This window comes from Clostridium manihotivorum (assembly GCF_004015185.1).
GTDB lineage: Bacteria > Bacillota > Clostridia > Clostridiales > Clostridiaceae > Clostridium_AR > Clostridium_AR manihotivorum.
Genome location: NZ_CP025746.1, coordinates 2,618,369 through 2,632,464, shown reverse-complemented (window position 1 = coordinate 2,632,464; position 14,096 = coordinate 2,618,369). Strand labels below are relative to the sequence as shown.

General features: G+C 32.9%; 17 protein-coding genes. 1 reads left to right on the top strand and 16 read right to left on the bottom strand.

Annotated features, from left to right (window positions below):
* Positions 1-30 precede the first annotated feature (30 nt).
* The 11 genes from C1I91_RS11825 to C1I91_RS11775 all read right to left on the bottom strand — a co-directional run bounded on the left by C1I91_RS11825 (position 31) and on the right by C1I91_RS11775 (position 9,035).
* Positions 31-402 carry a nuclear transport factor 2 family protein gene (locus tag C1I91_RS11825; RefSeq protein ID WP_128213064.1) on the bottom strand — a complete coding sequence of 124 codons (372 nt, stop codon included), beginning with the start codon at positions 400-402 and terminating at the stop codon, positions 31-33.
* 21 nt (positions 403-423) lie between these two features.
* A complete protein-coding gene (locus tag C1I91_RS11820; protein WP_128213063.1) occupies positions 424-909 on the bottom strand; it encodes a flavodoxin in 486 nt (161 codons plus the stop codon).
* 137 nt (positions 910-1,046) lie between these two features.
* Positions 1,047-3,698 (bottom strand): translation factor GTPase family protein, encoded by a 2,652-nt coding sequence (locus C1I91_RS11815; protein ID WP_128213062.1) that lies wholly within the window; start codon positions 3,696-3,698, stop codon positions 1,047-1,049.
* 950 nt (positions 3,699-4,648) lie between these two features.
* A complete protein-coding gene (locus tag C1I91_RS11810; RefSeq protein ID WP_128213061.1) occupies positions 4,649-5,053 on the bottom strand; it encodes a hypothetical protein in 405 nt (134 codons plus the stop codon).
* Between the two features lie 23 nt (positions 5,054-5,076).
* Positions 5,077-5,337 carry a TfoX/Sxy family protein gene (locus tag C1I91_RS11805; RefSeq protein ID WP_128213060.1) on the bottom strand — a complete coding sequence of 87 codons (261 nt, stop codon included), beginning with the start codon at positions 5,335-5,337 and terminating at the stop codon, positions 5,077-5,079.
* A gap of 240 nt (positions 5,338-5,577) precedes the next feature.
* Complete coding sequence (locus tag C1I91_RS11800) at positions 5,578-5,958, bottom strand: hypothetical protein (RefSeq protein WP_128213059.1); 381 nt, start codon at positions 5,956-5,958, stop codon at positions 5,578-5,580.
* Between the two features lie 120 nt (positions 5,959-6,078).
* Positions 6,079-6,531, bottom strand: a complete 453-nt coding sequence (locus tag C1I91_RS11795; RefSeq protein WP_128213058.1) for a VOC family protein — start codon at positions 6,529-6,531, stop codon at positions 6,079-6,081.
* A gap of 1 nt (position 6,532) precedes the next feature.
* Positions 6,533-7,024, bottom strand: a complete 492-nt coding sequence (locus C1I91_RS11790) for a hypothetical protein (RefSeq protein WP_128213057.1) — start codon at positions 7,022-7,024, stop codon at positions 6,533-6,535.
* A 240-nt stretch (positions 7,025-7,264) separates the two neighbouring features.
* On the bottom strand, positions 7,265-7,600 hold the full coding sequence (locus C1I91_RS11785) for a hypothetical protein (RefSeq protein ID WP_128213056.1): 336 nt from the start codon (positions 7,598-7,600) through the stop codon (positions 7,265-7,267).
* Positions 7,601-7,758: 158 nt separating this feature from the next.
* Positions 7,759-8,271, bottom strand: coding sequence for a GNAT family N-acetyltransferase (locus tag C1I91_RS11780; RefSeq protein ID WP_128213055.1), 513 nt, complete (start codon positions 8,269-8,271; stop codon positions 7,759-7,761).
* A gap of 338 nt (positions 8,272-8,609) precedes the next feature.
* The gene (locus tag C1I91_RS11775; RefSeq protein ID WP_128213054.1) at positions 8,610-9,035 is read right to left on the bottom strand and encodes a hypothetical protein; all 426 of its coding nucleotides are present in this window, start codon (positions 9,033-9,035) and stop codon (positions 8,610-8,612) included.
* A 524-nt stretch (positions 9,036-9,559) separates the two neighbouring features.
* Between C1I91_RS11775 and C1I91_RS11770 the strand changes: the two genes are divergently transcribed.
* The gene (locus C1I91_RS11770) at positions 9,560-10,147 is read left to right on the top strand and encodes a DUF6434 domain-containing protein (RefSeq protein WP_128213053.1); all 588 of its coding nucleotides are present in this window, start codon (positions 9,560-9,562) and stop codon (positions 10,145-10,147) included.
* A gap of 416 nt (positions 10,148-10,563) precedes the next feature.
* Here C1I91_RS11770 and C1I91_RS11765 read toward each other — a convergent pair whose 3' ends face one another.
* The 5 genes from C1I91_RS11765 to C1I91_RS11750 form a co-directional block, all read right to left on the bottom strand.
* Positions 10,564-11,100, bottom strand: a complete 537-nt coding sequence (locus tag C1I91_RS11765) for a GNAT family N-acetyltransferase (protein ID WP_128213052.1) — start codon at positions 11,098-11,100, stop codon at positions 10,564-10,566.
* 178 nt (positions 11,101-11,278) lie between these two features.
* Complete coding sequence (locus C1I91_RS11760; RefSeq protein ID WP_128213051.1) at positions 11,279-11,557, bottom strand: CD3324 family protein; 279 nt, start codon at positions 11,555-11,557, stop codon at positions 11,279-11,281.
* A gap of 447 nt (positions 11,558-12,004) precedes the next feature.
* The gene (locus C1I91_RS28140) at positions 12,005-12,154 is read right to left on the bottom strand and encodes a hypothetical protein (protein ID WP_164880510.1); all 150 of its coding nucleotides are present in this window, start codon (positions 12,152-12,154) and stop codon (positions 12,005-12,007) included.
* Positions 12,154-13,428, bottom strand: a complete 1,275-nt coding sequence (locus C1I91_RS11755; protein ID WP_128213050.1) for a sensor histidine kinase — start codon at positions 13,426-13,428, stop codon at positions 12,154-12,156. Before C1I91_RS11755 ends, C1I91_RS28140 begins: the two co-directional genes overlap by 1 nt.
* Entirely contained in the window at positions 13,415-14,095 is a 681-nt protein-coding gene (locus C1I91_RS11750) for a response regulator transcription factor (protein WP_205694307.1), read from the bottom strand. Before C1I91_RS11750 ends, C1I91_RS11755 begins: the two co-directional genes overlap by 14 nt.
* Position 14,096 lies beyond the last annotated feature (1 nt).

Sequence of the window (14,096 nt, the reverse complement as noted above, 5' to 3'; positions counted from 1 at the left end):
ACATTACAAACTTTTTATGTAAATTTTCTATTAAAACATCCCATTTTCATTAGGAGAATCCTGAGGTATCTCTTGAGATATATCCCACATCTCAGCTATCTTTTCTCCCTCAAATCTGTACATATGTACCACCGCTGCCTCTTTAGCTTCTGAAATCTGAACATGGGAAAGTAAAGTAACATATGGCGGCTCAGAAACTGCAAGCTTTATAGTCAGCTTTTTGTTTGGGAACATTTCATTACTTTGTATCATGGCTTGTAGAAGTGACTCTCTATCACCATTAAAAAATCCGTTATGATGCTTAAAACTAGGCAATGTATACAAATCATAGACCTCACGTACTTTTCCAGTTATAACTCCTTGAAGAAAAGCTTTTGATATTTCTTTATGTTTGTCTTCCATAGTTTCTACCTCTTTTCAAGTTTATTTTTCAAAATTGGAGTTTACCCCAATTTCTTTAAGCAAATTTGCAATTTCTTCTGTTTGTGCAATTCCATTTACTGCAATGCCAGAAAGTATTGTGGCTTCTGTACACTCCTTAGCAATATCATTTTCAATATGCCCAAAGCCACCGCCTCCATGAGTACAAAATGGAATTATAGTTTTGCCTGAAAAGTTATGCTTTCTAAGAAAACTCATCACTGGTGGTGCTACTGTTTTAAACCAGTTAGGAGAACCTATAAATATAGTGTCATATTCTTCTATTGATTCATTACCAGATATTAATTTAGGACAAAAGCCTCTAGATATTTCATTTCTTACTTCTTTTGCAGCAGTATTATAGTCAAAGGAATATGGCTTTTCAGGAATTAATTCTCTTATACTGCCTCCAGTCTGCTTCGATATTTCTTCAGCTAATTTCTTAGTATTTTGAAAAAGTGAATAATATACAACCAATGTATTACCCATATATTATATTTCCTTTCTTCTATATATAAATGTACCACTTCATACTAAAAACTATATTTTAAAACCTGCTCTTTGAAGCAATTGTCGTTTTGAAAATAGATTTCGTATTGAAGTGGTATGTCCTTTAATTTCCTATTTTACTGTTCTTCTTTAAATAAATCCTTCATTTTTTGCTTTGATTCGTTTGATAAGGTATCAACTAAAAAGTTACGATCAGTTTTCTCCATGACCTGCTGTTCCTGCTTCATAGCCGCGTTAGTTGCTTCGATTTCAAGCTTAAGTTCCCTAGCTGATAAAAGCAGACTTCCTCTTCCACGGACAATCATTTGCTGCAAACCATCGGAGGTTGCAACCACTATACTGTATTTTGCATTATTATCATGGGCAAATTTTTCGATATACTGATCTGCAGTTTGCGCTTCTTTAGTATAAACTACGTGGATATTATGGTAATCAATCATTTCTTCCACATGTCCTTGAACCTTATAAGCATCGAAGACTAAAATGATGTTACATTTTTTAATACCCTGATAATTGCTCAGGATATCAATCAATTTCATTCTGGCCCCATCCATGTTGTCATTTATCATAGCTTCTAGTTCTGGCCAGGCATGTATAATGTTGTAGCCATCCACAAGCAGGTAATTCTCCCTAATTGTCTCCTGCCAACTATCACTAGTGACGTTTGATGGTTTATAGTAGCTTTCAGCTGCTGTTCTGCCTCTTTTCCAGATTGATTTTTTTCCTTGGTTAGAGTAAAAGGTTTTATTTATAATCTGATCAATCTCATCTGTGCTTATAAATCTTTCTTCTGTATAGGTTACTTGGTTTTGTGGCACTTCATTTGATACCTCTATCTTTTCCTTAAGATAGCTTTCCAAGTGCATATAGTCCTTTACTTCATACCACTCAACAACAAAACCTGAACCATGTGCACAGAATACTGAGCTAGTAGGATTGGCTATATCTCTTGTTGGATCATAACCAATACGATTTACCACTTCATCGGTATTTTTGCAAGGCTCATAGCCTTTTTGACTTAGAAATAACCTGCCATGTCCCTTGGTGTAGGCAACGACCTCCCTTTGGTAGTTTCTCATGCTACTTACAGGTGCACTGCCTACAATAACTGCATTTTCACCATCGGAATGAGATACTTCACAAGTACCATTCATTTTATCTATATCTATCATAGCTCTTCCCACTAACTTTTCAGGAAGTTCCAGCTGGAAGGAATAATAAGGCTCTAACAAAACAGATTCTGCTTCCATAAGACCTTGACGTAAGGCACGCCAGGTAGCTTCTCTAAAGTCTCCACCTTCTGTGTGCTTATTGTGTGATCTACCTGCAACCAAGGTAATGGTCATATCTGTAATCTCTGAACCTGTGAGTACTCCTTTATGAATTTTCTCTTCAAGATGATGTAAGACAAGTCTTTGCCAGCTTCCTCCAAGAATGTCTTCACTACATTTTGTTTGAAACTTTAGACCACTTCCTATTTCACCTGGTTCTAATAGGAGATGTACCTCTGCATAATGCCTTAGTGGCTCAAAGTGTCCTACTCCCTCAACAACATTCTTTATCGTTTCTTTATATATTATGCCTCCAGTATCGAAGGCCACCTCAACTCCAAAACGATTCTTTATCAAGCTTTGAAGTATTTCTATCTGAACTTCACCCATGATTCTAACCTGGATTTCCTGAAGTTCCTCATCCCATACAATATGAAGCTCAGGGTCTTCTTCTTCAATCTGTCGAAGCTTCGGTAGCATAACCCTTGGGTCGCAGTCCTCTGGAAGTATCATCTGATAGGAAAGTACTGGTTCTAAGATTGGAGCACCAGAGGCTTCTTCTATTCCAAGACCTTCTCCTGGCATGGATTTACTAAGTCCTGTCACCGCACATACTGCTCCCGCCTCTATCTCATTCACCGCTTCAAACTTCTGACCAGAATAGATACGAATCTGATTGACTTTTTCTTCCCATTCACTGCCTTTAAGTATATCCCTTACCTTTAATTTCCCACCGGTAATTTTCATATGAGTGAGACGATTTCCTTGATCATCTCTTGTAACCTTGAATATTTTAGCTGCAAATTCCTTTGGATAAGAAGGTAAAGTCACATATTCAGCTATGCACTTCAGCAACTCCTCCACGCCAGTAAGCTTTAAGGCCGATCCAAAAATGCAAGGAAATACTCTTCTCTCACTAACAGCTTTCTTTATTTGTGGAGTTTCAATTTCCCCATTTTCCAAAAAGGCTTCCATCATGCTTTCGCCACACATAGCCAGTTCATCGTAAAACTTTTCTGTTTTTACCTTATCAAACTCAATACATCCATCACTTAATTGACTTTTAAGTTCTTTGATTAAGCTGGCCTTATCTGTTCCGTACTGATCCATCTTATTAACAAAGATAAAAACAGGAATATTGTACAGCTCCAAAAGTCTCCATAAGGTTTTTGTATGTCCCTGAATTCCATCAGCACCACTTACAACTAAAATTGCATAATCAAGTACTTTTAATGTTCTCTCCATTTCCGCTGAAAAATCTACATGTCCAGGGGTATCAAGGAGCATTATCTCAGTGCCAGCATTTTCAAATACCGCCTGCTTGGAGAAAATAGTTATTCCTCTTTCCTTCTCCAGCTCGTAAGTATCTAAATAAGCATCCTTATTATCAACTCTTCCTAATTTTCCTATTTTACCGCTCATATAAAGCAACGCCTCTGATAAGGTCGTCTTCCCAGCATCTACATGGGCCAATATCCCAATCACTAATTTTCTCATTTTCATCAAATCCTTTATTTTTCTTCGGTTCCTTAGATTTATAATCCTTGGAATTTAGTATGTAAATTTAATTATTTCAAAATTATATTTATTTAGTATTATATCATACAGAGATATTAGGGACTAGGGGACGGAGCTATTGTCCCAGCAACTTAAATTTAGGGACAGGGGGACGGAGCTTGTGTCCCAGTGATTATAGTGTAAAAACGACTTATTCGTTTTGGACCATATGGTTTTAACTTCGATTATTAGGTTATAAATAACTCAAGAATCCTCATCAACTACGTTCTTCAATATGAAGTAGTGCATATATTAATTGAATCTATACATATACCAGTTGAAAATAAAATATATAAATCAAGGAGAGTAGCATTAATAGTTAAAATTATTTCCGGCTTTTTTTAGCTTATGAGATTAGAATATCTATTTCGCTGAACAGACATACTACATCAATCAGAAATCTATTTCCAAGGCTCTTCCGGGTTCTTAGTTAAGAATTTGAAAGTATAAATTTTATTGTAAAGCGGTACAACTATCTTAATCTAAAAAAACCTGCTGAATTTTAGCAGGATTTTAAATATAAAGGTTAAATATAAAGGTTAAATATAAAGGTTAATTATAGAGTTGTCCTTTTTCTTGTCCGTTATGCAAGTATATTTGTTTAAGTTTTGTAATGATCGTTTATATAACGCAATTTTTAGTCATTTCGTAGTAATATCATTATCTAAAACCAACGTTTCTTTATTTAAGATATGCAGATTTAATTTGCACTAAGCTATAGAGGTATTATTTACATCATTAAAATCATGTAAAGCCTGTATAGATATTGAGTAGATTTTACTTAGAAATGCATGTCCATAGATATACCAAATAGATATTAAATATCTCGGCTCTTTGAAATTTTATTATTAGCGGTATATAAGCCAAATATTTACGATCCGATATCAAAATTATTGATAATATATCTCTATTTTTTCCCACACACCATTTTTCATTGAAAATAAAGCTCTTAACTCTATATTTACAAAGTCACCCCAATACCCCATCACTACTTTATCTTTCTCAAAGGTAATCCATGAAAGAGACACCATATAGTTTCTAATATCAAATTTCCCCTGCTCAAAGGTGTTCTTACAAAATTCTTGTACAATATTATCCGCTTCTTCAATATACATTAAAAAGCTTACTACCATGTCATTACTTATATTTTCATGTCCATCTATTTCAACAGAAAAATCTAATTCTGAAGAATTAATTTCTACTGTTTCTTGCGTTTTATCTGCTTTCTGCCATGCTTCCACAATAATATCTTCTGGATATCGATTCATTTTTATTTCATATTTTGAATTGTCCATTAGACTATATTCCTTTCAAGCCACTATTTAATCTTGTGAAAATTATAAAATTCTTTCAAAGCTGTTTTACGTTCTTGTGACAGAGCAACTTTCTTAATACCGTGAATTGCACCTTCTAGAGCTAATAATCTATGTATACACGCAGAAGCATCAATTTCTTGAATCATTAACCACGCCTGTTCTGCGCCAATATCCTTTAATTCATCATAAGTAAAAATACCTACTTCATTTAACTGTCTTTCAACTTCTGATCCTATATTAGGTAGTTTTGATAAATCTCCCATAGTGAAACTTCCTTTCGATACCCGATTGTTTATCTTATATTTTTTACCATTGTAACATATTCTGTAAGTTAAATTTGTTTATGAGCCCTCTTTTACTTTCATTAAATAATATTATTAGTGTACACCTCCACTGAAGCCGCTTTTTTCAGTGCATTTTTTGTGCATCTGCCTTTCTGAAGCTACATTGGAAAAATACGACAAAATCCTCGACCATAGATTGAAGATTAGAATAGTAAATATTTAACTTTTAGGGACATTAGCTCCGTCCCCTAGTCCCTCTGTTATTAATGCTTTTGATATATACATTGCTTCTATTATGTTTTTTAAACGAGTATGATTAGAGGTTCCCTCAGCAAATTTCAGCTGTGCTTTTTCACATTTACTGATGATTGAACTTACTGGACTCAATGCTTCTATTAGTTCTTTCTCTGTGTATTGCTCCATAGCATTTTCACCTGTTATTAGTGCCTTTGAAATGTACAATGCTTTTATCCTATTTCTAAGAAGTGTATGCTGCGAGGTTCCCTCTTCAAATTTGGGTTGCATTTTTTCACAATTACTTATAGTTGAAGCTACAACCTTTAGGGCTTTTTCTAGTTGTTCTTTTGTAAACTTATCCATGTCGATTCACCTCAAGTTCATATTTTAGTATTTCATATTTATACTTCTCCTCTCCTACGTTTGCAGATGAAATGTAATACTTTTTCCGCTTCATTTTGCTATATCTCTACTCAACAATACCTAATGATATTGATGCATCTTAGGTACATATTTGCCTGTAATCTCTATGGCATTACCATCTGGGTCTTCCACTTGAAAATAATAATATGGCATTATATTATTTACATATTTAATCTCTGTTACTAAATCACTTATATCTAAGTTTATAATTCTCTCTCGTTCTTTTTGTAAATCTTCAACCCAAAAGTTTAATACAAATTTATTTGTGTTTCCTGACTCTGCTATTGCAACAAGATTATCAAACTTTTCTATATATTGTCCACTACGTGTTGTTAGCTCAGGATTTTGGGAGTCAAAATAACCATTCATTATAGATATGTTATGTCCTTCGAACTCAAACTGAGCAAAACGTTCCATATTTTTTGCTGTTACCTTCATCTCTAGTAATTTTTCATAAAAACTTATTGCTTTGTCGAAATCTTTAACAATTAAATAGATTGATCCTAAATGCATTTTATTCCTCCACCAATAAAGCAGCTTTAAGTTTTTCCTCTAAAGCAGTCAAATCCGGGTACTTTTTCTTCAATCTGGTCATGTTTCTCAATAGTAGCTTACAATATTCATTTTTTTCTTCTATTAGCTTGTCACATATATTTTTTAATAATTTCATATTCTTTTCTCTATTGTATTGTGCTACTGATATCAGTGCAATAGAGTAAAAATAACCTATGACATCAAACCCAGATAGAATTGGATTCTCATTTGGAACGTCCCATTTTTCAATTATTGCTGATAAAGCTAAAACGAGAGCTTCGTCAGCTGAGAATGCCTCCATTCTCAAATATTCTTTCACAGTCACTGGTGCATGAGCAAAAGTTGCTGCCTTTTTACAAAACTTCCAAGCGCCTTCCCATTCCTCTTCATTACTTATCTGTTCCCTAAGCAATTTATATAATTGTCTCTTTTTTGCAATTTGCTCAATACTCTGACCTGTTATAACTACCATAGCTCTCCCACCTCATCACTATAGGAAACCCATAGGAAAACTTAATTTATACTTGTTATAAAATCCCGGCTTCTGGGGATTTTGTGGCATGTATAAATTATTTGTTCAAGTTGGTTCCCTATAAAGAGTTCCATTACTAAAATTCAAGTTATGCTTGTTTGAAAATAATGCCCCTATTCACTTTAAGAATGAATAACTTCGCGCTTTAAGTTAGTCTATAAAGGGTTTCTATGTTAAAGTTTAATCAGTTTCTATTGCTAATTTTTGAAAAAGACTCCACACATATGAGTTTCCACCTTCTTGTTTAGGATCAAAAACTAGATTTTCCCAAAAATCTAAATTGATTATAAAATCGTATTCTCCCACTGATAAAGGCTGTAAATATTCATCCCTCATAGCCATATTCATATCAATGGGACCTTCTACAACTTTATCATTATACAAAGCCCTTAGAATTTTTATTATTTTATTTATATCTTGATGATTTGCTTCATACTTTACAAGGGCAATCGTACTAAATCCAGGCACTTCATGTATTTCCCAGCCATTATTAGCTTGTTTAATAATTTTGTACATTCTTTACCTCAACTATAAATCACTATTTATTCTACAAATTAATTATTAATTCCTTTAATTGTAGCACAATTTGTAAATACAGATTAATTATATTTTCAGGACATGCTCTATCCCATTGTCTCCTATATATAAAATAAAAGGGACAGCAGCTCCGTCCCCTAGTCCCTATTAGCGCAGAATAAATAATGAGGTACGTTAACTCCCCGGTAATGCTTGATAAACTTACCTACACAAGTCATTCCGTTTCTTATTGCTACATTTTGTGAAGGTATATTTGTATCCCGGATAATCGAATATACTTCTTTAGCCTTTAGCTTGTCAAAGGCGTATTCTTTACAGGCAATTGCAGCCTCACTTGCATATCCATGATGCCAGTACTCTTTTTGAAAAAGATACCCTACTTCCAGTACCTTATCGCCGTTATAAGGTTGCATTGACAATCCGCATTGTCCTATCATTAGTCCAGTTTCTTTTAGAACAACCGCCCAAAGACCAAATCCAAATTCTTTATAACGCTCAATTTGTCTGTCAAGCCATACTTGAACTTCATCTATGCTAAATGCGCCCTCATAAGCATACATCACATCATCATCCTGTAAAATCTTGCAAAGAGCAGGAAAATCCGGTTGTGTCATTTCTCTTAATACTAATCTTTCAGTTTCTAATACCATATCATTGCCTCCTATAAATTGCATTAAAATCTGCCATACAGATTTCATAGTTGTACATATTATTGATCATATGTCTTTCTCATAATTTATAATTAATTTTATAAATTACCGCCTGTCTTTGTTATAATTTCACTTTCAAATCCTAGATTGCCTTGTTTCGAAAAATTATCTATCTTAATTCATAACCTACTTTACAAGTAAAAATTTAGTGCTTCGACACCGAATCTACTTTCAAAACTCCTTATGATTTTGAGAGAAGATTTTGAAAGTATAAATTTAATTACCAGGTGCTACTCCGATGATATTTATTTAGGCCACAAGCTCCGTCCCTATGTACATTAACTTTCCTTCCTATACAATTTATATTCTTCTATACACTGAAACCAGCCAATCCTTCTAAATATAAGATACATAATTCCAATATATACTGCTAATATAATTAAGAATAAAGTGCCACCCCAGAAGCTTAGTATACCAAATGGCTGTAGAATATAAATTGTGGCTCCAAATATCAACAGCGCAGGTATTATAAATAAAAAAGGAGCAATTGAAGAAACGATTATACCTGCTAGTTTATTTCCTTTGTAATAAAAGGCTATTATAACTAACACTAAAAGATCATATATAATATCATTTCTGCCGATAGTATCCTTTCTTAATATTGTTACTGCCAAACTTATCAAGTTCAAAAAGATTACCATAGAAATTGCTACATTTATAAACCTTTTTCCGTTATTAATTTTATCTTTGTCCAAGTATTTCATATATTTAATTTCCTCTTATACAAAAGTTTTCTTACTTACCTTCACAGTACTCTACAAATGTAAACCAATACAATTATATACTGTATGGGTAATTTTGCATATAAGAAAGTCACTGAAGCGACTTTCTTCTGTGAGCTTTTTTCGTATCTGCCATTCCAAACGAATATGATAAAAACCTGGCAGAAGGATAGGATTTCTTTTTACTACTTACCCAAAATATATTCTAAGCCTTTGAATTACCAGGCCTATCCAACTCTTTGTCATCTGATTTTCCCAAGGTATGTTAGCAATTTTTCACATACCAATAAGTCTTATTTTATATACAAAATGATTTTCTAATCCATTCAACTCACTAAGTTTATCTAACAGAAATTTTTTATATTTATATAATAAAAAAATAGCTTTTCTATTAACATATTTATTAGATTTTCACATTGAAAATTGTGTTCTAATTACAATAGTCTTACATATATAATCTTGCTTGTGTTGAAACAATTAGAACTTAAGGAATAGAGGGGACATATATGAGTGAACGTCCAGTACTTTCAAAGGAACTAAAGCCTGACACCTTTCTTCAATATTATTACCTAAAAGAAGAACTTGTTTCATTTTGCAAAGAAAATGGACTTTCTGCAACTGGTGGAAAGCAGGATATAACTAAGAGAATAGAGCACTTCTTAAGGACAGGTGAAAAGTTGGTAAGCAGAATAGTTAAAAGGAAAAATGCTGACTTGAATTATCATAAACTAGCTTTAGACAATACTATTGAAGAAAATTTCGTATGTTCAGAAAAGCATAGAGTATTTTTTAAGTCAGTAATAGGCAACAACTTTTCATTTAATGTTACCTTTCAAAAATATCTAAAAAGCAGTGCAGGTAAAACATATTCTGATGCAGTAAAGGAATGGTATAAAATACAGGAAGATAAAAAGAAAAATAAGGGTAACTCACCTATAGATAATCAATTCGAATACAACACCTATATTCGTGACTTTTTTAAAAACAATGGCGATAAAACCTTAAAGGATGCAATTAAATGTTGGAAATTCAAAAAAGGCTTAGCAGGACATAATAAGTATGAGAAGCAAGACCTATCTGTGCTTGAGAAATAGTCAATTATATCTAAATAGGTAGCCTTTCTAGTGGCTACCTATTTTTAGTATACATATTAATATTTCAATTTAACAGCACCATGATTTTAAGTTAGTATATATCTAAGGACATTGTTGAATTTAAATGATTATTAAGAAGATGCTATATGAGCAAGCATTAGAATTAAATGATTTTCTCAGATAGAATGACTATAAAAATCACTAATACGTTCTTCATTAGTGATTTTTTGCCCAAGCTACTTAAAGCCTCGGATCACTGACCACTTAATTTCAACAGGGTACTTATATAAGGTTACATTACGAAAACTTAAGGTATGCATATTCGAAAATCGCTGGTTCTTAGGACTTTTCCGGAATGTATAACTTAATAATTGAAGTTGTAACCCTATACTAACAGCTATTTAATTCTGTTAGAATTATTGCTCCTTATTATTAAAAGTAAATACCCTCCTAAATCCATCAAAGGTTTCACACTGTTTTTCTTGAAAATTATTTCTTGTATAAGCTCCAACAGTTTTTCTCCAAAAGCTTTCTGCACGAGGGTTTGTACCGTTTGGCGCTACATGCAAACCCCACTTTCCTAAAAATCTGTCAAATACCTGCTTTGCAGCAATGGATCCAATATCTTTTCCTCTATAGGGTCTTAATAAAAATGACTCATAAAGGTAATAATCCATCTCTTTAGGTGCATATTTGCCAGTGGACACTAGGTCAAACCCTGCTGGTTTCCCATCTACCATTATTATGAAGGGAAAGAGTTCATCAGGCTTCTGAAACCAAATATTTTGCACATCATATTGCTCAGCTAAGGTCTTTATAGGCTCAGTCTCATAAATCCCATATTCATTAGGTAGATTTCCATAGAACTCAGATAAATCATGCAAATACAATGGATACATATTCTTTATGATATTTGCATTTTCCTCATTTGATAAAATAGTCTTTACTTCCATAATATCGTCCCCTATCTATATATCGAGGTAATATTTTATAATAAAATTTAGATTTTCGAGTTCTTTCTGCAATCCAGAAAGACTTTGAAAACTTGCTAAATCCTTTTATTAACTCCTCTAAATAGATAGTATCATTATCTCAAATAACTCTTCAATTTCATAAACAGTTATGTATCAATTACGAACATGCTCTCTTTCGCTCACTTATTATCCGCCTTACACTCTGCTCCGATAAAAAATACATTGCTGCTAACTCTTTCATAGTTATACCTTCTTTATGTTTTTGGAAAATCTCATGGTTTCGATTCTTTAAAATATCCTTTATACCGTTTTTTTCTCCCCAAGCTTTTTGATTCTCATTTTTTCTTGGTATATAAAGAAATTCACCATCTACATACTCTTGTATAGCTTTTATCATATCTTCTGGTAACACATTATTTGCCTTAATATATTTCAAAGTCTTGCCCTCCTCTATATTATTTATAGATTTGTCGCAAAAAACTACCTTAAAACTTAGTTAATGTGTTACAAGAACCTAAAATATTTACCACGTGCAAGCAAAATTAATAATTAGGCTCCTGACAAAGCATTGCTACTTAGTTTCATTGTAGTCTTTGCAGGAGCAACTTATAAAACTTCTGAACATCAAATTGATCTTCATATTGTCACCACTTCTCTTCTAAAATTGATGCTGTTAAAATACCTTTTACAACATAACATTAAAATTATATTTCTTTTTCAACTTATTTACAATATTAATCATTATTGTATTAAACTATTGTTAAGGTCAAAAAGTCTTTGTAACTAAAAAGCTACATATCATTTCTAATTTTTTTTGAGATAATGCTCATAAATAGAAAAAGATAAAACAGATTATTTTCTGTCTTATCTTTAATAAAACTTTCTATTTTATTACACAAGTCATTGTATTTATCCTATCATTTAATTGATGTGAAGGTGTAATCTGCAATTCATATGGCACTAGCTCAATAAGCCTATCTTCAAAAATATTCTTAAATGGGACAAAAGCTCCGTCCCTCTGTCCCTCGTCCACTAGTCCCTAAATACTAAGGTAAAGCTCATTCCTTCACTTTCGCAAGTTGCAAAAATTTCGCCGTCCATCTTTTTCATTATGTGTTTACAGATGTAAAGCCCTAGTCCATTGCCAGGTTTGTCCTTGGAATTACTGGCTCTATAGAAGCTATCGAAAATATGATTGAACTCATTTTGACTTACCTGCTCTCCACTATTGTATATTTTAATGAGCTGGCAGTAGTCTTCCTCATAAAAGCACATTTTAATTTCTCTTCCATCACCATACTTTAAGGCATTCTCAAGGATATTTCCTATAACCTCAAGGGTTCTGTCCATATCGCCTTTAATTAACTTGTTATTATAAGCTTCAACTATAAAACCTATCATTTTCAAGTTGCATTTTTCTTCATAGGTTGCTATCACCTTATCTACTAAATCCTTTAAGTAAAATTCACTATTCTTTACTTCAATTTCAAGAATATCTTCCTTTGAAGTTTTTATTATATCTTTTACGAAGTTTTCTATTTCTAAGGACTTTTCCTGTATTAGCTTTGCTGCTGATACTTTCTTTTCATTGGTGTCATAGAGATTTTCTTCAATGGCCTTTGCATAAAGCTTTATTGCACTTAAGGGAGTCTGAATATCATGTGATATGGAAAGCAGTAAAAGTTTCTTTTCCTTTTCTAGCTTAAGTTCTTTTATTTTATGATGATCCAAATTCTCTCGAAGTAAGTTGATGGCCCAAATAAACTTTCCGAAGTATCTGCTTTTACTTTCTTTAAGTTCTTCCTTAAAGTTTCCTTTTGATAGTTCATATGGCATTTTACTAAGAATATTAAAGGGCTTTAAGATTGAATTTCTCACATATAAAAGAATTGAAATTAATACTGCTGCAAAGATAAACACTGCAAGCTCCACTTTCAGTAGGATATTTTTATCTGAATACCTGCCTTCATAGTTAAACCTTAAATAGCCTATTAATTTATCTCCGGAAAACCAAGGCTTTACCTCGTATTCTAAGTCATTTGTGCTCTTGTAAAATTTAGCTATTTCCTCTTTTTTTGTTTCTTCTGAAGCAGGTAAAAATTCTACTGACTTTATGAATTTATATGAAGATAAATCAGGCTCAGTAAAGGATGCCTCCTCTATTAAGCCTGAATAGACTCTGTTTATTTCTACTTTGTATTCACCATCAGGTTTATTATTGACTCCTTTAAGTAACACTGGTAGCATAATGGAAATAACTATATAGAAACCAATCAAAGCTCCAATTACTTTATCAAATTTCTTCATACCTGTAGCCTACCCCCCAGAGAGTGACAATCCGTACCGGCTTTTTAGGATTATCTTCAAGCTTATCCCTTAACATTTTAATATGGACAGTTAAGGTTTGATCCTCACTGAAGCTATCTGCTCCCCAGATTTTATTGAATATATAATCCTTTCGTAAGGTCTTTCCTGGATTCTCTACCAGTAGAAGTAGCAGCTCAAACTCCTTTGAGGTCATGTTTAACAGCTTTCCCTTAAGATATACCTGATTTGCACTTTTATTAATGGAAATATCACCGGAATTTATAATTATATGCTCTGCTTTAAGTTCATAATTTCTCTTTATCAAGGCTGATATCTTCGCACTTAAAATGTCCACGTCTACTGGCTTTTCAATGTAATCATCTGCTCCAAGGGTAAATCCATTAATCTTATCTACTTTGTCAACCTTTGCGCTGATAATTATAATTGGTGTATTGTGTTTTTTTCTGATGCCAGAGCAAACTGTGAAGCCATCTATACCAGGAAGCATTATATCTAAAAGTACAACCTTTGCGGTATTATTTTCAAGAAACTCCAATGCTTTTTCTCCACTATCAACATTTACAATACTGAAGCCATCTTTTTTCAAAAAAGTGCAAACCAAATCTGCAAGTTCAGAATTGTCTTCTACTAGTAGTAAATCTATCATA